At 34.4% G+C, this 22095-nt stretch carries 17 protein-coding genes; 11 read left to right on the top strand and 6 right to left on the bottom strand.

The genetic code is table 11. The features are described 5' to 3' along the window. Positions 1-48 precede the first annotated feature (48 nt). On the bottom strand, positions 49-1209 hold the full coding sequence (locus KI430_RS01785) for an aspartyl protease family protein (protein WP_248876581.1): 1161 nt from the start codon (positions 1207-1209) through the stop codon (positions 49-51). A gap of 82 nt (positions 1210-1291) precedes the next feature. Between KI430_RS01785 and KI430_RS01790 the strand changes: the two genes are divergently transcribed. Next, positions 1292-1969: a TetR/AcrR family transcriptional regulator gene (locus tag KI430_RS01790; protein WP_317231440.1), complete on the top strand. Its 678-nt coding sequence runs from the start codon at positions 1292-1294 to the stop codon at positions 1967-1969. A gap of 167 nt (positions 1970-2136) precedes the next feature. Here the strand turns inward: KI430_RS01790 and KI430_RS01795 are convergent, their stop codons facing one another. The 5 genes from KI430_RS01795 to KI430_RS01815 form a co-directional block, all read right to left on the bottom strand. Next, a complete protein-coding gene (locus KI430_RS01795; RefSeq protein ID WP_317231449.1) occupies positions 2137-2721 on the bottom strand; it encodes a DDE-type integrase/transposase/recombinase in 585 nt (194 codons plus the stop codon). Between the two features lie 243 nt (positions 2722-2964). Continuing rightward, positions 2965-4029: a hypothetical protein gene (locus KI430_RS01800; RefSeq protein ID WP_248876582.1), complete on the bottom strand. Its 1065-nt coding sequence runs from the start codon at positions 4027-4029 to the stop codon at positions 2965-2967. Positions 4030-4039: 10 nt separating this feature from the next. Beyond that, positions 4040-6490, bottom strand: a complete 2451-nt coding sequence (locus tag KI430_RS01805) for a D-Ala-D-Ala carboxypeptidase family metallohydrolase (protein ID WP_248876583.1) — start codon at positions 6488-6490, stop codon at positions 4040-4042. 3 nt (positions 6491-6493) lie between these two features. Further along, the gene (locus KI430_RS01810; protein WP_248876584.1) at positions 6494-7183 is read right to left on the bottom strand and encodes a DUF4280 domain-containing protein; all 690 of its coding nucleotides are present in this window, start codon (positions 7181-7183) and stop codon (positions 6494-6496) included. Then, positions 7176-8210, bottom strand: coding sequence for a LysM peptidoglycan-binding domain-containing protein (locus KI430_RS01815; protein WP_248876585.1), 1035 nt, complete (start codon positions 8208-8210; stop codon positions 7176-7178). Before KI430_RS01815 ends, KI430_RS01810 begins: the two co-directional genes overlap by 8 nt. Positions 8211-8611: 401 nt before the next feature. Here KI430_RS01815 and KI430_RS01820 point away from each other — a divergent pair, with 401 nt between their 5' ends. From KI430_RS01820 to KI430_RS01865, 10 genes are all read left to right on the top strand, one after another. Next, complete coding sequence (locus KI430_RS01820; protein WP_248876586.1) at positions 8612-11095, top strand: ATP-dependent Clp protease ATP-binding subunit; 2484 nt, start codon at positions 8612-8614, stop codon at positions 11093-11095. Positions 11096-11118: 23 nt separating this feature from the next. After that, positions 11119-11955, top strand: coding sequence for a transglycosylase SLT domain-containing protein (locus tag KI430_RS01825; RefSeq protein WP_248876587.1), 837 nt, complete (start codon positions 11119-11121; stop codon positions 11953-11955). 17 nt (positions 11956-11972) lie between these two features. Further along, a complete protein-coding gene (locus tag KI430_RS01830) occupies positions 11973-12413 on the top strand; it encodes a GPW/gp25 family protein (protein ID WP_248876588.1) in 441 nt (146 codons plus the stop codon). A gap of 11 nt (positions 12414-12424) precedes the next feature. Further along, a complete protein-coding gene (locus KI430_RS01835) occupies positions 12425-14302 on the top strand; it encodes a type VI secretion system baseplate subunit TssF (RefSeq protein WP_248876589.1) in 1878 nt (625 codons plus the stop codon). 9 nt (positions 14303-14311) lie between these two features. Next, complete coding sequence (locus tag KI430_RS01840) at positions 14312-15259, top strand: hypothetical protein (RefSeq protein ID WP_248876590.1); 948 nt, start codon at positions 14312-14314, stop codon at positions 15257-15259. Between the two features lie 33 nt (positions 15260-15292). After that, on the top strand, positions 15293-16210 hold the full coding sequence (locus tag KI430_RS01845; RefSeq protein WP_248876591.1) for a TssN family type VI secretion system protein: 918 nt from the start codon (positions 15293-15295) through the stop codon (positions 16208-16210). Further along, positions 16207-17352: a hypothetical protein gene (locus KI430_RS01850; RefSeq protein ID WP_248876592.1), complete on the top strand. Its 1146-nt coding sequence runs from the start codon at positions 16207-16209 to the stop codon at positions 17350-17352. The genes KI430_RS01845 and KI430_RS01850 overlap by 4 nt, the downstream gene beginning before the upstream one ends. Positions 17353-17538: 186 nt before the next feature. Next, complete coding sequence (locus KI430_RS01855) at positions 17539-18507, top strand: hypothetical protein (RefSeq protein WP_248876593.1); 969 nt, start codon at positions 17539-17541, stop codon at positions 18505-18507. Between the two features lie 40 nt (positions 18508-18547). Continuing rightward, on the top strand, positions 18548-19015 hold the full coding sequence (locus tag KI430_RS01860) for a DUF4280 domain-containing protein (RefSeq protein WP_248876594.1): 468 nt from the start codon (positions 18548-18550) through the stop codon (positions 19013-19015). Between the two features lie 11 nt (positions 19016-19026). After that, a complete protein-coding gene (locus tag KI430_RS01865) occupies positions 19027-22086 on the top strand; it encodes a hypothetical protein (RefSeq protein WP_248876595.1) in 3060 nt (1019 codons plus the stop codon). Positions 22087-22095 lie beyond the last annotated feature (9 nt).

Consider the following 22095-nt stretch of genomic DNA (forward strand, 5'->3'; position numbering starts at 1 on the left):
AAAAGCAACATTAGAATTGTTGCCATTATTTTAATACTCAAAAATATTTTAAGATTTGATATTGTCGCCGTAAGGTTCTTTGAAAAGATGATTAGGCTTCAGATAAACCAAATTATTTTGGAAATCCAGAATGATATTGAATCTTTTCAAAACCTCGCCACCTAAGAAATTGGTTGCATAACCAGCAGGTTGGCTGTTACTGTTGATTTGTGCCGGAATATTTTCAAGAATGTACTTTCCAAAAATCAATTTATCGGCGGAAACAACACTTACGGGGATCTCTTGATTTTGCGAGTTATACATCACAGATTTTTTGATGAGTGGTAATTTATCAACAGGAACACCTGTTTTGTTCATCAGTTTATTGTCCAGCATTACAGATTTCTGATATCCGGTATCGAAAAGAAACCTGCTTTTGTATCTCTTGTTATCTACTTCTATATCGACATTGATACAAAAATGTTCCTTCATAATTTCCATCTCAAACTTTTCATAATCTTTGGGAATTTTTGGACTTTTTGTATGAACAGTCATTAGGTTGGTGTCATAATCTATCTCAACTATTTTTCCGTCAAAGATATCCCAGCCATACATTCCACCACAACAATCTCCAGTTGTTTCCAAAGGGTAAACCTGTTGATGATTCCATTCTAAATCTGATATTTTGAAATGATTATCACTAATATCTTTCATAGTGATTTTCTTTCCTTCAGGATTCAGGAATTGTTTGATTGCAGTTTTCTTAAGATAAAATCCAGTTGCTCCAGTATCAAAAAGAAGTTTCACACTATCTTTTTTATTAAGTATGGCTTCGGTTTGGATATTGTTGTCAACCGATAATACAAAAGGAATTGTAGTTTTTTTTGAAGGTTTTTCGTTAGAAAAATTTTTGGCTTCTAGGCTTTTGAATCGCGTATAACAAGAATCTTTGTCATTCAGTAAGACAATGAAATCAAATTCCTGTTTTGGTTTCAGGTTTATTTCCAAAGAATCAATATCTGTTACGATTTTGATGTTTCTTGATTTTGTGTTCTTGCCGCTTATGTAAGTATCTGGTTTTGCTTCTGAAACAAGATTCCATTCGGTAACCAATTCTTTATTTTCAACTATTTTGACCTGTTTCGTATTTGATTTTACAATGGGTAGTTTATTTTGAGAAAAACCTAAAGTAAAACTAAAAAACGAAATCAGGATAAAATGAGTTCTCATGGTTATTAGTTGTAATAGTTTTTTAAAGAATTTGAAATTGAGCTAAAGCTTAAAATCGCACAAATATAATCAAAGTCACCAAATGGTGATAATAAAAATTGTTAATATTGCAAAGATTTTAAAATCGATGATGGAAGAGAATACAAAACCGCGGGTAAAAAGTAAAGAAAAAAGTAAACAACAGTTTATGGATGCTGTTGGAACTATTTTAAAAACAAAAGGTTATAAATATCTTAAGGTTAATGAAATTGCTGCAACAGCAGGGCTTGACAAAAAATTAATTTATAATTATTTCGGTGGAACGGAACAGCTTTTAGATGAGTATATCAAAACACAGGACTTTTGGAGCAATGTAAAGGAAGAAGATTCGGCAGTAGAAATTACTGATGGCGGAAAAGAATTTGCAAAACAGATGATGTCCGAACAATTCGATTTTGTTTCTGCTAATAAAGAGTTGAAAAAGATTTTGCTTTGGCGCTTGTCTGAAGAACGAACATCACTTAGAAAATTGACAGAGGGACAGGAGGAAAATGGGGAAATCTTATTTAAACATATAACAGATCCATATTTCGAGGATAAAAGTGAAGATTTTCGTGCCGTAATGGCCATTTTGGTATCAGGTGCTTATTACTTAAATTTATACTCAGAAATGAACGGCAGCATTTTTTGCGGGATAGACTTGAAAACTGAAGATGGACGGGAGAAAATTAAAAAAGCTTTTAGTTTTCTGATTGATGAAACTTATGAAACCTTAAAATAAAAAACCAACAATTCTAAAATTGTGCTATAACAATAGATTCGCTACAAATTAACAGAGGGTTTTCTTAGCCATAAAAGATACCGGAAATAAAAAGAGGAGACCTTTTTGGGTCTCCTTTTCCGTATATCTAAAAGCCTATTGCTGGGTAGGTTGCTCCCCAGCAGAGCCTACTTCCTCTTGGGCTTTGAGACTAAATTAGTATTTTTTTGTCTTATGTAATTTAAATACGTATAATTTCTGGGCAATATTTCTTCATTTGAGTCCCAAAATTTAGCAGTAACATCAGGCTGAATAGGGATAAGATGTTCTAAAGACTGTAATTTTTCCCAAGGCGTTTTTCCATTCAAAGAAGAGTATGGTTTTTTCTTATTGTAAAACTCCTGCCATTCAATAGCTAAAGTATTTAAATTAAGATCTGGATCAGATAAATCCACTAGTGACCAGAATTCGGATTTGTCAGTCTGTTGGGTTCTTTCTACTTTACCATTTAAATGAGGGGATCTGGGCTTTATAGGTCTGTATTTGATAAAATGTTCATGCAGCTCATATTGGAAGGAGTAATTAAAAAATTCCGTACCCCAATCGGTTTGAATATGCTGTATAGGAAAATAGAATGTATCCAAAATTTCACCTAAAAAATGTATCGTACTTTCTGCTTTTTTATTAGGGTAAACTCTAATAACTTTCATTCTTGTGCAGTCATCAATAGCTGTAAATTGATAAGCCTTACTCCTGATTTTAGTAACATCCAGCTGAACTCTATCCCCTGGAACTTCTTTGCTGTATCTTTTGTAATCAGATTTTTTACGTCTTTTTACTACAGGATTAACTTTATTTGCTGTTGCTGTTTATTCATGGATAAAATTTTTAAACTTTACACCATAAATTTAAGTCATTTTTGTAGCGGATCTATTGATACTTTACAATTAAACATTCTCATATTAACACAAGTAATCCTGATAAAATAGTTTATCAGGATTATTTATTTATAAAAATTATTCTTTTGTCAAAACCTGCCAATCCTTATTTAGAAAACGTTTACTTTTTATATAATAAACTCCATTTTCTTGTTTGAGATAAAAATCGTTAATATCGTTTTCATCACATTTTCCAGTGGCCTTTAGAACTCCATTTTCTTCGGTAAGATAATAATCACCTTCACACCAATAATCCTGAGTTTGATCTGCACCAATACTTAAAACAGCAGATTCGTTTGATTTTAATGAAATCGAGTATAAAAGATCAATTTCTTTTTGATTATAATTACTGATAGCTTTGGTTGTTATTTGATATTCACCTTTCCAATCTTGGGTTTTGTTTTTTTCAACTGATGATTCTGTCGTTTTTTTTCCTGATTTAATATCAGACATTAAAATTTTTGCATAGGAAATAGCTCCAGAATCATTTTTTCTGATTTTAAGAATCATATTATCATTGCCATCCCAAAAAACGTTATCGGTTAAATAATTTTCTGACCAAATGGTAATAAAATGTATTAGCTTCTTATTCTTAATATCATAAAGTGAAACTTGAGAAGAAAGCCCATCTGCATTTTTAAAATTGAGTGCGTAATTTTTGCTTTTAGAAAAAAATGGGGTAGAGCTAATAGTTGTGTATTGATAATTTTGATTACTCAAAAGCAATGTTTTTTCACCTTCGTAAAGATTCAAATTGATAATATGACTATCAATCACATCAGAAAAGCCTGAATAAGAATAATTAACAAAAGTATCAGAATCTTTATCCTCAGAAGGAACAAATTTTACAGTTCCATAAGCTGTTTGTAATACGTTGTTCTTAAAAACATACTGTTTTGAATCCAAACTGTTTTGATAGGCTAGAGAATCTTTTGTATATTCTTCTTTAGAAATTAGTTTTAAATAGTTATCAAATTCATATTGCTCTTTGCCGACAAATGATTCTGTTTTTTCGAGATCAATTATTTTCTCTTTATTGTAATCAAAATTATAGTCCTTAATTGTTGTATTATGCAGATTATCAGATTCTTTTTTACAAGATAAGATGCAAAATATCAAAAGTAGTGCAATCAGATTTTTCATAGATAATTATTTATATTGCTAAATCAAAAGTTATATATTTTGTTTTTCCATTCACTCTTGTAGCTCTGGTATTGATTTTTTTATTTCCCGAAGGTTTGTAGCCAACGTGTACCCAATCTGGTTCATTTTTGCTGCCATATTCCCAGATTATCTGGTGGTAAGTTAGATTATCTTTTACATATTTGAAGATCTGTTTATTAGTAATACCATTGGTGCCTTGGATATCTAATGCTTGGCCAAAACGATGTTGCGATGTGCTGGAACCTCCTACTTTTTTATTGACAGCCTCACTCCTGAAAACGCTTGTAAGTTTAACATTGCCATTGAACTTGTCATAAATTTTATCATAAATATTGATACCAAGTTGTTTTAGATTTTCTTTTTCTGCAGCACTTGGTGTATTGTCTAAACCATTTTTCTTAGCTGTATCACTCTTTATCGCTTGTGCTAAACTTAGATGGACACTTAACATTCCTTCTTTGGGAGTTTCTGGTGTTTTTGCAGCAGGAGCAGCCTTAGCGGCTGAACATTTGAATTCTTTTGGTTTGTTGTTTTTTCCTTCTTTGACACTATTGTGATAACGTTCTAATATTTCGGATCTTTGAATTTTTTTATCATTTTTATGTTCTCCAGTACTTTTTGTATCCACACTTGCATTTTGTCTGTACTCTTCTGTACCGCTCTCATATAAAACAAAATCATCAGCTTTTCCGACACCTTTGGGTGCAAAAACATGTAAATAAATATCTTCTGGACTTTTTATTTTACTTTTACTGTCTTCAAAATATTTTTTAACATAATCTAATTGATTGACCTCGCCCATTTTTGCTAATTTCAACTTCAATTCGTGTAGTTTATCAAAACCAGTTCCGGATTTGAATTCTCCTATTGCCTGCAAAGCCGCTTGTGTAAACTGAATTAAACCTACAGCTCTGGAACTTTTGGAAATTATTTTCCCATTTTTATCTTTTTTGTACAACCAAAAATCATCTTTAGTAATTGAGTTTACATCCTGTAAAGACTTACCCATAATTTGATGAGCTTTAAAAGATCCTGCAGTTTCAACATTCATTACGGCCATTAGACCATTTGCCATCTGCATTTTTCTGTCTTCTCCCCAAAGCTCCAGGCATATTTGTACTACTTTTTTCCTGAATTCGCAGCTAACTGCTCCTCCCCAAACCAGATCTTTATATTGTTCTTGGCAGATACATTTACCTTTGGTGTCCTGTTTATTGTCTTTATCAACAACAGCTGGACTCTTCAATTTTTCAACCTCCATCAGACCATCAGAATCCACTCCGAATTTTTTAGATTCTCCGGAAATTTCTAAAGGAATTACTTCGATAAAATAATTTTGTTTTTCGTTATCAGAATCTCCCCAAACTCCGGACATTCCTTTTGAGAAAACATCATTGGTTAGAGTGAATCCACTTGTAACAATAGAATCGTAATCTACACGGATTTTTGCACTCCTGTAAACCTCGTCGTGTGAAGAGATTGAATCGTATTCCCACACAACATATTGGATGTGTTTACCTTTTAGATTCTGGGAATCAACTCTTACACGGATTTTGTCACCAATCTTAACCTTAGAGAGTTTTTTTTCATTAGCATCTACAAAATAAGCATCAACGATTTTTCCTTTTTTATCAGGTTGTTTTTGTGTTTTACTTGCAGATGTTGCCGGAAACTTGGGTGTGTTTTCTTTTGGCTTAGGCTTATAATCAGGATTGGCAACATTAACGTTGACTTGACTTGCCTTTTCTCCTTTTCCGAGATGGGTTGCTGTAACATAATATTCGTGATTGGCACCTTCGTCCTGATCACCTTTCATCAGATATTTATTAGCAATTTGTCGCATTATCTTTTCATCGGCACTCAAGGAAATTTTAGTTTCAGCAATTCCTTTTTCGTTAACAATAGCTTTATAAGCTTTAGGGATTTTATTGTTTTTATTTATTTCAGGATTGTGACCTTCGCCTGGAGCATCATCTTCCCAAAGCTGAAATTCTATCTCTTGTCCGAATAAGCCTGTGCAAAAAGCCTGAGCAACCAATGTATCTCTGTAATTAGCCTTATTTACATCTTTTTTTCCACGGTTAAACAGAACCACTTTATCTATTTGTCCTATTTTACTGGCTGTTGGTTTTACTTCCAGTTTACCATATAATGTTTTGGTTGATTGTGTGCTTGGCGGAAGAGCTTGTTTAACTTCGAAAATTCGGATTTCAAATAGGTCACCAGCTACAGGTTCAAAAAAAGTATAGTCAACTTTGTTTCCTGTTTTTGGAATTCCGTTTTTAGTAATATCAATCCAGTTGCCGTTTTTTTGCTTTTTGAAAAGATACCATTCGTATTTGCTACTCGGATTGAAAAAGGGTAGTGAGCTGAAAATACTGATCTCGTAGAAATTAGTTTCTCCGACTTTTGGATTTTGATTACCGATAATTGCTGCCATAGATTATTTGTAATAAAGTTGATCCGACTGGTTGATCTCATCTTTGAACTCTTCAAAATCCATCATTGGATTGTAAGTCTGTTGTTCTGCAGAATCTGCATTATTCACATTGCTTTTTCCTGCTTCGGATTGTTGACCAGGTTTCATAACAGTAATTTTTCCACCAACAGCACAAAGTAATTCTGAAAGTTCTGTAACGCACTTTTTATCCAGAATTTTCACCTTATCATACGTTTTGGTCCATTTTCCGGAAGGTGCAAAAGCACAAGGATTTCCATTTTTTATGCTGCAAGTTCCAAAAGGCATAGCTGCAGGATTGAAGGTAAGATCATCTTCTGTAACAGCCAGATAATCGGTTTGTCCTTGTTCATCATTCCAATAATGCTTCTGCTGGCTTGTAACTTTGAACTGAGGGAATTTTGCGCCTTTGTCGCAGCAGGCTAATCCTTTTTGCACTACGAAATATTTACCGTCGTGGTCACTGGAATTGCTTTCAGATTGTTTTTCATCTTCTTTTTGCTCCTCCTTTTCATCGGTAGTTTCAGAATCTCCATCTGCTTGGTCTTCTTCATCCATTGTATCTCGCCCCTCATCTACTTCAAAAAATTCATCATCATTTAAAAGATTAGATTCATCTAAATCTGAATTTAGATTCTTATTGATAATATCATTAAAATCAGAAGTCTTATCCATTTTGGGTCAGCTTTAAGGTTTGTTTCCTGAAAATCTCTTGGTCCTTCCTGAATGTTACCGAAGCTTCTGCCTCCAGCATTCTCTTAGTTTTTTTATCAGTTCTGTAAAGTAAGTCTATTTCGCCATCAGCTAATTCTTCGTTTTGATTATCAAATGATTGCCCTCGCAATATTTCCTGGAGGCTGAACATATCCTTTATAGTTCCGTTCAGTTTTGTCTCTACAATTTCAGTGCCTTCGTGATTGTAGTTGGCAGACATTGAGCATTTTAAAAAGATTGAGTTTGGTAAAAAGTAAAATTGTTCTGTCCAATTATAAGTTTTATGAAACCATTCCATTTTTGGAAACAGGAGTTGGTATAATAAGGATGATGTGAAAAGTTTTAAGGCATAATCTTTCTTTTTCAAATTCTCAGAAAATCTCTTGAGATAAGTTTTGTAAACATCGCCAATAAAAAAATCTTCAAGATCTTGTCGTTTTCCTTCAAATTTCTGTTGGAGAGTTTCAAATTCAAAGAAGCCTGATATTCTACCTTGTACAGGAATAGTAAAAGAAATAGGAGAGATGCTTTCCATACAGGCTAAAGCAATTGAACTCATTTTATCATCCGGGGTAGAATCATTTTTTAGAAAATCATATGTCCGGATATCAGCAATCTCAAATGGAAAATTGTTGTCTTTTTTATCTCTAAATTTAACATCAACCTTATATTCTATTTCTAAGTTATTCTGGATTATTCCCGAAAAGGATTCTTTTACTAAATAAGTATCAGCATAAAAATCTCTGGTAATGCTGGATGGCGGTAACTCTCTTTCGAGTTCTGTTTTAAGTTGTGATGGACTTTTATATTGTTTTGGAATAATAATTTGCCTTACACCAGCAAGATTATTAAACCAAAGTCGATTCATTTTATCACAATGGCTGTTATGAAAATCTTTCAATTCATCACTGGTCATCCCAATTTTTCCCCCGATTTTTTCTAAGGTATCTCCAGATTGTATGTCATAAAGCAAAATGTTGTCATCCATAACTTTAGATTTTGCAAAACAGATTTTCAATTTAAATTTAGCTAATCATATTCCATTATTTCTGCTTCTTCAATTTATTTCAAAAATTGTAGTAATTCTACGATTACAAATTTTAAGCAAAGCAGATAATTTCCCTTTATCTATAGTAATCTATAAGAATCTGCGTCGAAAATTAATTGAATGATAATTAATTGATTGAATTGTTATTAGTTAATTAAAATAATCTTATGTTTTACATACATGTCATTAATATTGAATTAATCTTATAAAATTTAACATTATGGCATCATTTTTACTGCGAATTAACAAATGAAGATTTTGTTTCTTGAAGATAGGAACAAAATATTTATTTGCGTTTATAAGCCTTGCAATAATTATTAAAATACAAAATATAAATCCTTATGAGTGTATTAGTAACTAACGAGACGATTAAAGAAGTTTTTCATATTGCCGAATCTGTAGCAAGAGAAAATTACAATAGTAAATATGGAGCTTCACATCTATTACAAGCGCTTTTGCACAATAATTTTGGATTAAAAGATTTCCTTTTAAATATCGACAAAGATCCGGGCTACATCTACGAGTGGGCAGAAGTCCGTATAGAAGAACTTCCGAAAACGGCTCATCTTCCTGATGATATTTCTAAGGATGAAAAAGTTAATATCATCCTCGAGGAAGCAGATGATATTAGATTGAAATTAGGTTTAGACGAAATTTCACCGCTTTGTTTGCTGGCTGCAATCTCAAAACCGAATGTAGCTTACAATGTTCAGGAACTTAAGTCTTTTCCACTCCGCGAACACGAGATTCTCAATTTTTTCCGAGGCGAGGACAAAAAAGTCAGTATTCAGGAAAATCATTTGACTGGAAATTCTACCCCAAATAAAAATTCGTTTCCGGCTATCAATGCTTATTGTATCGACAAAACACAACAAGCTAATCAAGGAAAATTAGATAATATTATCGGTCGTGATAAAGAACTCAGAATGTTAATCGAAATTCTTTGTCGCCGCACAAAACCGAATGTCATAATTGTAGGAGAACCTGGCGTTGGAAAAACAGCTTTGCTGGAAGGCTTTGCAATCGAAATTAATAATGGGAATGTTCCGGAAATGTTGAAGGAAGCAACTTTGCTGGAATTGGACACAGGATCATTATTAGCCGGAACTTCTTACAAAGGCGAAATAGAAGATCGTCTAAAAAAAGTCATTAATGAATGTAAGAATATCAACAAAGCGATTCTGTTTATTGATGAAATTCATTCTCTGTTGGATAGCAAAGGAAGTGCAGGAAATGTTGCTAATCTCTTGAAACCTGAATTAGCGAGAGGCGAAATCACCGTAATTGGAGCAACAACTCAAGAGGAATATCGAAAAATCATAGAACCTGAAAGAGCCTTTGACAGAAGATTCGAAGTTTTGAATGTGGAAGAACCGGATGATGTGACTTGTGTAAAAATGATTGATGTTCTTCTGGATGGTTATAAAAATCATCATAAAGTAGAAGTTGACAGAAGTGCTTTGGCTGATTGTGTAAGTCTTGCAAAGCGTTATTCTAAAGGAAAAAAACTTCCCGATTCTGCAATCGATTTGTTGGACAGAACAATGGCTTCCATCAAAATGCTGGACGAATTATCTGAAACCGAATTACAATCCTGGAAAGAAAACTACGACAAAATCATTGCTGAAAGTGATGAGACAGATCCACTTTTAATTGATGAATTAATCTGGAATTACAATCTTCTTCAAAATAAACTGAGCCCGATTCTCTGGGGTTCACTTTCAGAACAACATACTTTGGAAACATCGATGGATATTGTTCAGATTAAAAATATCATTAATTCAACATTCGAAGAATTAATACAATTAGCCACAATTAAAAGAGAAAAAGTAGGAAAGCTGGAATTGGCCGCTGTAATGGCTGCAAAAACTGGAATACCGATTGGAAAAATCCAAGCCAAAGAAAAGGAAAAGCTCCTGAATATGGAGGAAATGCTCATCAAAAGAGTAGTAGGACAAGATCACGCTTTGAAAATTCTTGCTGATGCCATTGTAGAAAACCGAAGCGGACTTAATAAACCTGGACAACCAATCGGATCGTTTTTCTTATTAGGTCCAACCGGAACAGGAAAAACTGAATTAGCTAAATCTATCGCCGAATTACTTTTCAATGATGAAGCTGCAATGATTCGTTTTGATATGTCAGAATTTAAAGAAGAACATTCTGCAGCATTATTGTACGGTGCACCTCCGGGTTATGTCGGCTATGAAGAAGGAGGAATGCTGGTCAATAAAATAAGACAAAATCCTTATTCAGTTGTTCTTTTTGATGAGATAGAAAAAGCGCACACTTCTGTTTTTGATGTTTTTCTTCAGATTATGGACGAAGGAAAAATTCACGATAAACTAGGAAAAGAAGGAGATTTTAGTAACTCATTAGTTTTATTTACTTCTAATATCGGAAGTGAACAGATTGTAGAATATTTCGAAAAAAATGAAATTCCGAGTTCTAAGAATCTCATGAAAATAATGATGGATTCCGGAAGATTCAGACCTGAATTTTTGGCCAGAATTACGGAGATTATTCCATTTGCGCCAATTAATGAAAATATGGCCGAGAAGATTTTCAGTATTCAGTTGAAGTCTTTGAGAAAAGCCTTAACCCGATTGGGAATTGATTTTAATATTAATGATGAAGCTATTAAAAATCTTGCTTTGAATGGATTCAGCAGCAAATATGGTGCGCGTCAAATCTCTGGTGTAATCAGAGCGCAATTGGCAAGACCAATTTCTAAAAAAATTGTAAGAGAAGAAGTCAAAGCAGGAGAAACCATCAATGTAAGTTGGAACCAGGAGAAGGAAGGTCTGGATTGGGTAATTTCATGAAATAATCATTCAAAATATTAAGAATGAAATATTTAGTTTTATTTTTTGTCATCATAAATTCAACATATTCCGCACAGGGTTTAACGGCCTCTGATACATCGGAACAGAGTGTAAGAAGGTATCAGAATGTGATCAAAAACAACAAGCAATTGGTAGATTACATAGAATATACTTTTGTTAAAAAAGGTATTCCGAGACATCTGAAAAACCTTGCTGTTATAGAATCCGGATTGGATCATACGCAAGTTTCCCACGCTGGGGCAAAAGGATTGTGGCAGTTTATGTCCGCTCACGCCAATGATTATGGTTTGACGGATGACAACAGAACCGATATGTACAAAAGCACCAAAACTGCTGCGATTTCTTTACAAAATCTTTACAGAAAATATGGAAATTGGGTAACAGTTGTGGCGGCTTACAATTGTGGCGAAGGTAATATCCAAAAGGCTATAAATAAAGCTGGTTCCAGAGCTTATACGGATTTTGCGGTTTATCTTCCGTTGGAAACTCAAAATCACGTCAAAAAATATCTCAACGCAGGTTATGCAACAGGAGAATTGGAACAGATTCTAAACGATTACAGAAACTTCGCCACAAGCAAAAAAGCATTAGCACCTTTTAATTCTAAGTACTCGAATTCTCAAGCCAATTTAGCTGAAACTAAATTAAATGGCGCTTTTGATATTGATGAAATTGCTGAATGGCTGGATATCAACAAAGAAGAAATTTTAGCTTGGAATCCCAAATTAGAAAAAGAATTGAATGAAAAAGGAGAAAGCAATTTTTATTTACCAAAAGATCTGATGGTTAATTTCTTGATGAATAAAAATGAAATTCTGAAGAATTCTTTGAACAATTAATTTTAAAAACTAAACCAATGGAAAGCCAGAATTACAAAATTCCCTTTAATCCATCGAGTATGATGATCAGCAATGGTCAAATCGAAACTTGTGATATCGCAGAAAGTATCGCTCAAAATATTATGCTCTTAATCATCACTAAAAAAGGGGAGAACAGATACGATGAAAACTACGGAAACGACGTTTGGAATGTGGAATTCGATAATGGCGTAACGCCTGCAATGTGGGAAAATCTCTTTGTAACCAGTTTGCAAAGACAAATTGCAGAATATGAACCAAGAATCGTAAATGCGGTTGTTCAGGCGCACATCAATTATGTTGAACACAGTTATGAAACACGAGGTTTCAGCGAAGTGAAGAAGAAGGTAAAGGTAGGTATTAATGCGAAAATGGAAGCTACAGGCGAGCGTTTCAATTTTTCTACCGAATTGTTTCTAAGTCCAATGTCCATCGATTAAAATATAGAAGTATGAGTTTTGACCAACAACAGACTTTTTCTAAAGAAGTCATAAAAGCGAGAATGCTTCAGAATGCTACTAAACTTTGGGGTTTAAAAAGCATACAATCTTTGGATCCGTTTGTGAAACTGCTTATTGACGCATTCAGTACAGAGGTTTTTAAAGCCAATAACGAAATCCAAAGTATTAATGGAAGGATTTTGGAACGTTTGGCAAAGTTGCTGACACCAACCAACTACACGCATCCAACGCCATCTCACGCCATCGCTTTCTGTATGCCCGAAGAAGACACGGAAATCCTGATGGAACATTCCGAATTCTTTTTCAAAAAACATCTGAATTCTTTCCGTAAAACCCAGTCTGATAAACAAGTAGAAATTTCTTTTACGCCTGTTGATAATATAGATTTGGTAAAGGCTCAAAATATCCTTATGGTTGCCGGAAATACGATTTATCATATCGATGAACAGCTCAATAAAATTCCAATTAAGAGAATTTCGCAGGATGTTTCGGATTATCGAAATATAATGATTGGAATAGATCTTAGTCGTTATGAATCCGAAGTTTTTCCTGAAAAATTTAATCTTTATTGTTCTAATCCAACTTATGAAAAGGTAGATTTCATTTACAGACTTTTGCCGCATATCAAGGTTTTTCATAATAATATTCCTTTGCAGGTTTCTTCGGGAATTAATTATAATAAAACAATTGAAGAAGAAGGATACGAAGGGATTTTCGAGGAACAATCGATTCGACATAAGATTAAAGAAGATGTCAAAAATCTTTATAATCACAAATTTATTGAGATCAGCGGTCTTTATCAATCACTTTTGAAAAGAATAACGCCAGGCTTGCCAGAGAATATCGAAGATGGGAGTTCGGTTCTAGATCCATTCAGAAATAAAAAAATTCTTTGGTTGAAAATGGAATTTCCACCGCAATTCACTTCGGAGATTCTTGAGAATTTTTCATTCATTATGAATGCTTTTCCAGTCTATAATCGTGGTTGGAAAAAGACGGAATATAATCTGGATATTATGGGAAATAATATCCCAATGGAAACCAGCGAGGAAGAATTTTTCCTGTATGTGGAAGAAGTTGTGGATGGTCTCGGGAAAAGATATTCAGAGATTCCATTCACTCCGAATGACGAAATTGAAAAAGGTCTTTTCACTGTTAGAAAAGGCGGAATGGAACGTTTTACCAGCCGAAATGCAACAGATCTGATGTCTCATGTGATGGAGTTGCTGAGAGATGAGGTTGCGGCTTTTGCCATTGTCAACAGAGATAAGGTGAAAGATGTTTTAAGTGAAATTTCTGATAAGATGAAAGGACTGATGAAAAAAGTTGATCAGGCCAATAAAGAACTGAAGGAAGATGTGAATTACGTCATCATCGAACCTTTGGAAAATTCTTCTCATACTTATGCTTCGTTTTGGGTTTCTCACGCTTCGTTAGCTAACAGTATTCGTCCCGGAACAGATCTTAATTCTCAGAAAAAATTTCAGGTTATTACGTTAATTACCGAAACAACGGGCGGAGCAGAAGAAAAAAAGCAGTCAGATACGATTCTGGCTTACAAATATGCACTGACAACTCGAGATAAAATCATTTCCGCAGAAGATGTGAAAAATTACTGCAAAATGATGCTAAACAACGAACTGAAAAATGTTACAGTTAAGCGCGGAACAATGATCAGTGATAAACCAAGAGAAGGTTTGATCAGAACTGTAGATGTGGAAATCACGCCTTTGAATTACTCTTTTTACGGAAGGAAATATTGGGATAATCTGGCGAATGTTCTTAAAAATAATATCAAAGCAAAAGCAATAGATGGCGTAGAATATCGAGTGATGATCGTGGAAGAAGCAATGCATTTGGAAATTTAAAACTAACTAATGATGAACGAAACTCAACATATTTCTGAACTGAAGTACAATAAGCTTGGCACAGATTTTAAAATAGAATCAGTCGCTGCCAACTTGCTAAAGTATTACAACAACAGTTCAAGTATTTTTATCAGAAGAATCGGGATCAATGACCGTCCTTACCTCAAGGATATCAAGAATATCTATTCCACCTATTATGGTCTGGATAATGAGACAATCATTATGGAAACTTACCGTGAGAGTATCTACGATTATCTTCCGGAAGGTTTGTTTCATCCTCCATCTTTGGGAGGTGCTTCTAACAGAGGTGTTGAAAGTGTTGTGAAGGAGATAAGAAGGCAGAAAGAAGTAGAGGACAATGCAAGAAATTTTTTTCAGCCTTTTGAGCAGGAATTTTTCTATACAGAAGTTTCTGCGCTTCTGAAGGAAACCGAATTTGATATTGCGGATAAATCGGATACGTTGATTCAGACATTTACAGAGCTGTGGCCGCTTTTGAAGAAAGTAGACTTGGAAACTGCTAAAGTTTTCTTTTACATCCTTCCTTTTTTACACGAGGTTAGAGGAAATAAACGCTGGATCGAAAGATTTCTAACCGCTTTTTTGAATGTGAAAGTGGCGATTGATTTTGTTCCAAATGTTATCAATAATAACGAAGATGAATTAGGAATTTCATCTCTAGGAAATGCGAAATTAGGAATTACGTTGATTCCGAACGGAAAACATATGGATGGGGAAAGAAACTGGCAGATCACTGTTGGCTCCATTCCGTATGATCAGATTCATAAGTATGTCCCTGGAACCCCTTTTCGAGAGTTATTGCAAAATATCTATGACTATTTTGTTCCGATTAATGTAAAAATTGAAGAAAAATTTATCACTGAAAAAAGAGACGATTCATTTATTATAAATGCAATGGAAAACACCAATCGATTGGGATTTTCAACGTATATTTAATAAATTTAAAATTATAAAAAACAAAATACAAATATGGAAGTAGGATCTGTTAAAGAGATTTTTTTAAGGTATCTTCTGATGCCAATTATTGCAGGGATTATGGTTTTTATTCTTGCAATGATTCGCAAAAGTCAACCTGCCATCAAGATCAAACACATTATTTTTTATGTTTTGATTGCGGGATTATTTCTCTCTTTACCTGGTTTTTTGGGGTTTTCTGGGAATCTATTTAATCCCTATTGGTATCTTTTTTCGCAAGTGATTTATCTGGGATTAGGAATTTTTCACGTCAACTTATTGCATCATTATTTTAGAAAACATATCGATAAACTTTGGAAAAGTATTCTTTTTGAAAGTATTTTAAGTATTACCTGTATTCTGTTTGGTGGTTATCTTTTTACATTGATTTTCAAATGGATGAGTAAAGATCTTGGTAATGAATATATGGCTGCCACAAGCCTTTTGATTTTCATTGTTCCGCTGGTTTTCTATTACTGTTATGTTCAGTTTGTCAGTATTCCTTTTGATATTTACAAAACCTGGAGATTCGATCCGGATCAGAAACCTCATAACTTTCAAGGTGTGGATTTTGATAAATTAATGGTTCTTAATGTTGAGTTAAGCAAAAACTCAGAAGATCAGCAAAGATTCATTGTGAAAGCTAAAACTCTTCCTACGGGAATCACTTTTGGAGATTGGTTTTATCGTGTGGTTGATGATTATAATTACAAAAATCCAACAACGACTATCAAATTGATGGATGGAAATGATGAGCCTTTCTACTGGATTTTTTACATCAAAAAATCATTTTTCAGCTTCAGAAAGTATATAGATTTTGAACAAGATATTTTAACTAATAAGATTACCGAAAACCAAACGATTATCTGCAAAAGAGTCATCAGACATCAGGAAGAAGGTAATATCGCAAACCAAATAACGACAACATTATGATACAGCCAATTAAACATTATGCCGTAAACTGGGTAGACGGAATGAAGATTTCTAAAGATCATCTTGTACAGCAGGAGGATTTTATCATCGATTCTATCAGGGATTCTAATTCACTCCAGGTCAATTCCTACAATTTTGGATTGCTTCCGATCTCTGAGAAATTTGGAGACAAAACCATCTACGAACTTCAAAGCACAGCAACCAATGATGCACAGCTGATTATCAAAAAATGTACGGCTGTAACGCTTGCCGGTTACAGGATTGAGTTGTTCGATTACAAAGTTAATATCCGTAATCTGGCAAAAAATATGTCTCAGGAACAGGATGATGTGGACGGCGAATATTATATTCTGGCTTCGGTTAATCCTTTTGACCACGTCTCTTTTGGAGATATTGATGCAGAGGAAATTCCGCCAAGACATCCTTTCACAAAACCTAATTACAGGATAGAACTGGTAGATGTCTCGATTCTTAACAGCAGTTATTCCGGAGGTAATTATCTCGTGCTTGGAAAGGTTGCTATGAAATCCGGAATGGCTCAGATTGATGCGCATTTTATTCCGCCTTGCAGCTCGATAGAAAGCCATCCGAAGTTGATAGAATATTACAACAGTTATTCTAATTCTTTGAGTAATCTTCGCCAATATGCTTTCAAAATTATCCAGAAAACAGCACATAAAAATCAGAATGTAACGCTGGCGGAGAATGTAAAAATGCTTTGCAAAACGATTATTGCAAATATTGGAGAGAATTATTTCCAATTCAAAAATATTGTGACAGAGCAACCTCCGATTTTCTTGATCAATATTTTCTCAAAATTGGCGCTTCAGCTTTATAATGATACGCAGATGATTGTACAGTCTGAGTTGGAGGAAATGCTGAATTACAGCTTGGAATGGAGCGAAATTACACCACATTCTTTATTGAATCAACTGACAGTTTCAGCGGAAATCAACTACGATCATCATAATACCGGCGAATATTTTTACAATATCAATCAGATGTTGAAAAGTCTGGAGTCGATTTTTGGAAAACTAAGCGAGCTGGATTACATTGGTCAGAGAAAAGAAAATATCATTGTAAACGAACAGGAAGTGAAAACTAATGACGACCCGAAAAAAGGTTGGAGCGTAATCAACTAATTGATTTTACTTCGATAATTTAATTTGAAAGTTTACCTATCCCAAGGACAAATCTTTGGGATTTTTAATAAAAGATAGAAATCCTGAATCGTAGAATTACTACACTTTTCAAAATAATGAGAAGGAACGGTCATCAATCAAAATATGTTTTCTAATTTTAATAGCCGCAAGAGATTGTGTTAAGGAATGGTTTCAGAAGATAGTTATATCAAATTAAAAATCAATGGATTATTAGATTTGGGTGCTTTGTCAAAAGAATACCAGATTTCCAAAAAAGAGATTATCAATTTTCATAATCAATATTGCGGGATAGGAGAGATTTTACCTTTACACCTGCCGAAATATGTTCCTTTTCTTTATTTTCCAAGAAAGAATTTTGAGGACAGAAATTTGGAGTTTGTTAAGACCAATGATTTGCAATATCCAGTTGATATAAGTCAAAAAAAATATGGTGTTGCCATCAAATATCTTCATAATAATACTAAGATTCATTTCGAGGTTGATGTTAAAAAAGATGGTCTTTTGGTTGAAATGAATAAAGGAAAAAATTATATCAATAATGCCGAAGTTGACAACATCATAGAAAAGTTATTTGAAAAGGCAGAGCAAGCTATTTATCCTTTAAAAATAACAGTTGACAAGACAGGAAGCTTTTCCAAAATTGAAAATGAAGCGGAAATACAAGAAAGATGGGAAAAAGATTATTTCCCAAAACTGAAGGAATATTATGTGGGAGAAACAGCAGAGGAAATTCTGAAGAAGATGGATTTAACCTTTAGGAATTTGAAGTCGAAACAGACTTATTTTTCTCAAAGTATTTTTTTTAAACTTTTTTTTCTTCCAGTTTATCAATCGTATTTCAATTATAGTAAAGATGGAAGTTTTTATTTTTATTTTGCTAATATACAGAGTAATATAGCGTTTAATGTAAAATATACTTTAGATAAAAAATATACTCGAGGAAATAAGATCGCTTTACGGATTGTAGGCAATGAAGGAGACCATGAATGGGTTAAAAAAGAACAAAAAGGAAGTGTCAATTGGTTGTATAAATTCCATAAAGATACACACGATTTATTCTCTATAACAGGTTCTGTTTCCACTTTTGACAAAGGAAAAGAACTAAAGACTGAAGTACAGATATTTGAAATTTAATATTCTGAATTAATCAGAATAAGTACCAAAAAACAATATTATGAGTGAGAAACATCTGGTTTGCCAAGGCGCACTTTGCCGCTGCAATTTCGGGACAGCTCCTGATAAATTGAAAGTCTTAACTCAGAGCAAACGTTACATCAATGATAAAGGTGGTGGTCAAAAACTGATGGCTACCAACAAAGATATCAACAAAACTTTCGAGAAAAATATGTTCGGAAACTGTTCCAAACTCAATAATAATCCTTGTCAGGTTACTGTAACACAATGGAGTGGCTTTTATGAAAAAATAACCCTCGAGGAAAATAGCGGCAAAGCATTATTGGAAAGCAGCAAAGCGACTTGTCCAATCGGAAGTACAGATTGTATCACGATTATCAACCACGGACAAACTGCCGAAGTTTCCCAGCAGAATGTGAAAAATGCGGATAAAGAAGTATTGATGGAGTTGTTTCCCTTTATCAGTGTCGGAAAATATATTAGGAAAACAGATCAGTTAGAACTATAAAATCAGTAAAAATGGAACAAAAGACTTTAACTGCAATTGTTTTAAAACCTGAGAATGCTGATTTTAATGAGCAGTATCGCGCACTCACAACTCAGGAAGGCCAGGGATTTACTATCGGGATCAAAGAATATATTGATGGCAAAAAAGGGATTGATGATAAAATCGCAAATCTTGAGAATGAAAAGCGAAATATAGACATTGAGTTGCAGAATGAAGAAAAAAGGCTTTTTGAACAAGCGCAACAGAGATTCAATGAAGGAGGTAAATGGACCGAAGCTGAAACCCATAACGGTAAACAAGTAAGTCACGCTCAAGTAAGTTTAGACGAAAATGTAAGACTTGCGAGAAACAGAGCAGAAAGGCTTAAAAAAGCAAAAGACGATCAACTGAAGGCTGCTAAAGAGGAATTAAAAAACTTTGATAAAGATTATGCTTCAGTTGTCTGGGCGTGGAATCTAGCCCATAAAAGAAGCGACAAACCCAATGGCAGAAATGAAATAATCCAAACCGGAACTAAGGAAGTTAGTTTGGTTTTAGGACAACATTTGTATGGTGGCGGTTTTGCTTGGATTGAGCCGTTTTTTGACGGGGCACAACCAACAGGAAGTACTAAAAATGGTTTGTTCATTCATACAGCAGGTGCTTCTATGCAAATCATTACGGCTGAGTGGTACGGTTTTGATAAAGATCAGAATCCTGTGAAGATTGATAAGCCAGTTGCGCCGGGATCTCAAGTCCAATTACATATTTATACCAAAAGTATGTATGGTCATAACATTAGAGTTGAACTGAAATCTAATGGCAAAACACTCAAAGCCAATACATATGGAACTTCAGTTGTTATTAATCCTGATAAAAAAGACGAAGATCCCAAGACTGAATACGGGATTACAGATTCTAAAGATTTATTTTTAACCGAGGTAGAAATCCACGACTATTCTGATCCGAAAAGCGTGCAGCCACCATCCGGAACGCAGACTGGAACTATGGTAGGCTCTGATGGTAACGATCCTCCTATTCCTAATGTTCAGAAAGCATTAGTAAATTTATATATCGATCCGGCTTGGTGCGCTGGTCAAACACAAATCCTCATTAAGCCTACCATTCATTTCAGCAATCAAAAACAAGATTTGGATGTTGGTTTGTTGGTTAATTGTAGAGCTGCGGTAGATGTTAAAATTCCTGATATGGGTAACATGCCTGTATTTGTAGATAAAATTGAGACAAATATTGAATCATTTCATCCTTGTGGATATAGCAAATTTGAAATTAATGATGGATCACGTACTGTTGATTTATTGGGAGAAAAATCTCTGCCTCCATTAAATCTTTTTGAATTAGTTGCCGGACCAGAAAGTAATACACAAGATATCACTATTGATCTTGATACAGATACTACAGAATGCTCATTTGATGGTACTGAAAATGACCACGAAAAACATGCATTATCCCTAATTGAATATCCTGAAAAAGAAGTTGAAAAGGATGCTAAAAAAGAGGAGGAAAAAAGCAGTACTTCCAGAGATCATAAGGTTAAAGTTCAAATTGGAGATAAGACCAATGTAAGCCATGAGCAGCTTGTAGCCTTTAGTGGAAAATTGGAAAAGTACACTGCAGACGGCAATGATAAACAACTAAAGTTTAAAGCCCGTTATATTTATAATTATGCGCCTATTAATCTGATGGGTGTTGCTGTACATCCCATTTTCAGATATTTCTGGTTAGGAAACGGAGTTCCTACGAACACTTATATGGTAAAAACAAATACTTGCCGTTACCAACAGAATGTGGCTGTCAAAACTTACCCCGATGTTGCGTGGAGTTTAAAATTATCTTACACCAATACGACTATTGAAAAGGAGCTCTGGGGAAACCAAAGATATGCTAATACAAGCGCTGCTAGATTTCAGAGACAACCTCAGAAATGGATTGCTGCAGGAGATGGTAAAAACATTGGGATTTCTTTGGGTGCAAAATGGGACAAAGACAATCAGTTTGATGCCACAGCAGATATCACAAAGCAAATCAAAGCCTTAATTGATAAATTTGGTGTTATTGGCAGATTTGTAAATTCTGTTTTTTTAGGACAGGAAAATAGCGCCAACAGTAATCAAAGGCAGCCAAGTGCAGAAGATCGGGCGGCATTGGAGAGTGTTGCCCAACAAAGGGAAGCGAGAGAGAACCGCGAGCTGGCTAGGACTAGAGATTTTCTCAACGACGCAAGAACACGTTACAGAAACGCTGATAACGATGCTGATAGACGTAGAGCTCAGAAAGACATCGATAATCTGCAACGTAGGATGGATCGTCAATCTCAGACATTTAATCGCAAATTAACACGATCTGTTGCTTCTATTAGCGTGCAATGGCCACAGATAGAAGCTCAGTTTGAGTGGAGTCTGGAAAATATAGACCAGGTTGGTCCTTATCATAATCAAGTTGGTGTTATTTTACAAGGCGTTTTGGAATTGACGCCATTAATTGGACTTACTGCAACTTTGGATTTTCTTGCATTGGCTCAACGTGCGCATCCTGTGGCTTTAGCAGTTATAGCCGCTGCAGATATCACAATGGCTCTCATTGGAGATGGTAGTAAGATTACTTGTGATCTGAGTGCTACTGGAAATTTTGGTGGAAAATTGCAGGGTTTTCTTAATACAAAAACAGGCGAGAATAGTTTCAATAGAAACGATCGGAACGCTAATGATAAGCAAGTAGCGGAACTGAAATGTGATCTGGAATTCAAATTGCAAATCTCTATCAAAATTAAAATCGAAAAGAAAAGATTATTTGTAAAGGTGACGCTAACAGGCGATGTTGGAGCAGAAGCAACTGCAAAATGGGAAGGTAAAGCCCCTATTGATGCGGATGATTTTGGCTGGTATCTTGCTCCGGAATTAACTTTTGAAGGATTAGAAGTAAAAGCTTATGCTAATTTTGAAGGGCAAATTGGAGACAAAGATGACACTTGGGGATCAGCAAAATCCACCAATGAATTTACCTGGCAAGCAATTGATGCCTGGAAAGAACCAAAAAAATGGGGAAAATTCTATTTTTCCAAAAAGGATTAAAAATATAAA

Source organism: Epilithonimonas zeae (genome assembly GCF_023278365.1).
Taxonomy (GTDB): domain Bacteria; phylum Bacteroidota; class Bacteroidia; order Flavobacteriales; family Weeksellaceae; genus Epilithonimonas; species Epilithonimonas zeae_A.

Coding starts and splice junctions, on each gene's coding strand:
- KI430_RS01845 (WP_248876591.1), top strand. CDS start 15,293: ATGGAAGTAGGATCTGTTAAAGAGATTTTTTTAAGGTATCTTCTGATG.
- KI430_RS01850 (WP_248876592.1), top strand. CDS start 16,207: ATGATACAGCCAATTAAACATTATGCCGTAAACTGGGTAGACGGAATG.
- KI430_RS01800 (WP_248876582.1), bottom strand. CDS start 4,029: ATGAAAAATCTGATTGCACTACTTTTGATATTTTGCATCTTATCTTGT.
- KI430_RS01840 (WP_248876590.1), top strand. CDS start 14,312: ATGATGAACGAAACTCAACATATTTCTGAACTGAAGTACAATAAGCTT.
- KI430_RS01835 (WP_248876589.1), top strand. CDS start 12,425: ATGAGTTTTGACCAACAACAGACTTTTTCTAAAGAAGTCATAAAAGCG.
- KI430_RS01865 (WP_248876595.1), top strand. CDS start 19,027: ATGGAACAAAAGACTTTAACTGCAATTGTTTTAAAACCTGAGAATGCT.
- KI430_RS01860 (WP_248876594.1), top strand. CDS start 18,548: ATGAGTGAGAAACATCTGGTTTGCCAAGGCGCACTTTGCCGCTGCAAT.
- KI430_RS01830 (WP_248876588.1), top strand. CDS start 11,973: ATGGAAAGCCAGAATTACAAAATTCCCTTTAATCCATCGAGTATGATG.
- KI430_RS01815 (WP_248876585.1), bottom strand. CDS start 8,210: ATGGATGACAACATTTTGCTTTATGACATACAATCTGGAGATACCTTA.
- KI430_RS01785 (WP_248876581.1), bottom strand. CDS start 1,209: ATGAGAACTCATTTTATCCTGATTTCGTTTTTTAGTTTTACTTTAGGT.
- KI430_RS01855 (WP_248876593.1), top strand. CDS start 17,539: ATGGTTTCAGAAGATAGTTATATCAAATTAAAAATCAATGGATTATTA.
- KI430_RS01825 (WP_248876587.1), top strand. CDS start 11,119: ATGAAATATTTAGTTTTATTTTTTGTCATCATAAATTCAACATATTCC.
- KI430_RS01805 (WP_248876583.1), bottom strand. CDS start 6,490: ATGGCAGCAATTATCGGTAATCAAAATCCAAAAGTCGGAGAAACTAAT.
- KI430_RS01810 (WP_248876584.1), bottom strand. CDS start 7,183: ATGGATAAGACTTCTGATTTTAATGATATTATCAATAAGAATCTAAAT.
- KI430_RS01790 (WP_317231440.1), top strand. CDS start 1,292: ATGGTGATAATAAAAATTGTTAATATTGCAAAGATTTTAAAATCGATG.
- KI430_RS01820 (WP_248876586.1), top strand. CDS start 8,612: ATGAGTGTATTAGTAACTAACGAGACGATTAAAGAAGTTTTTCATATT.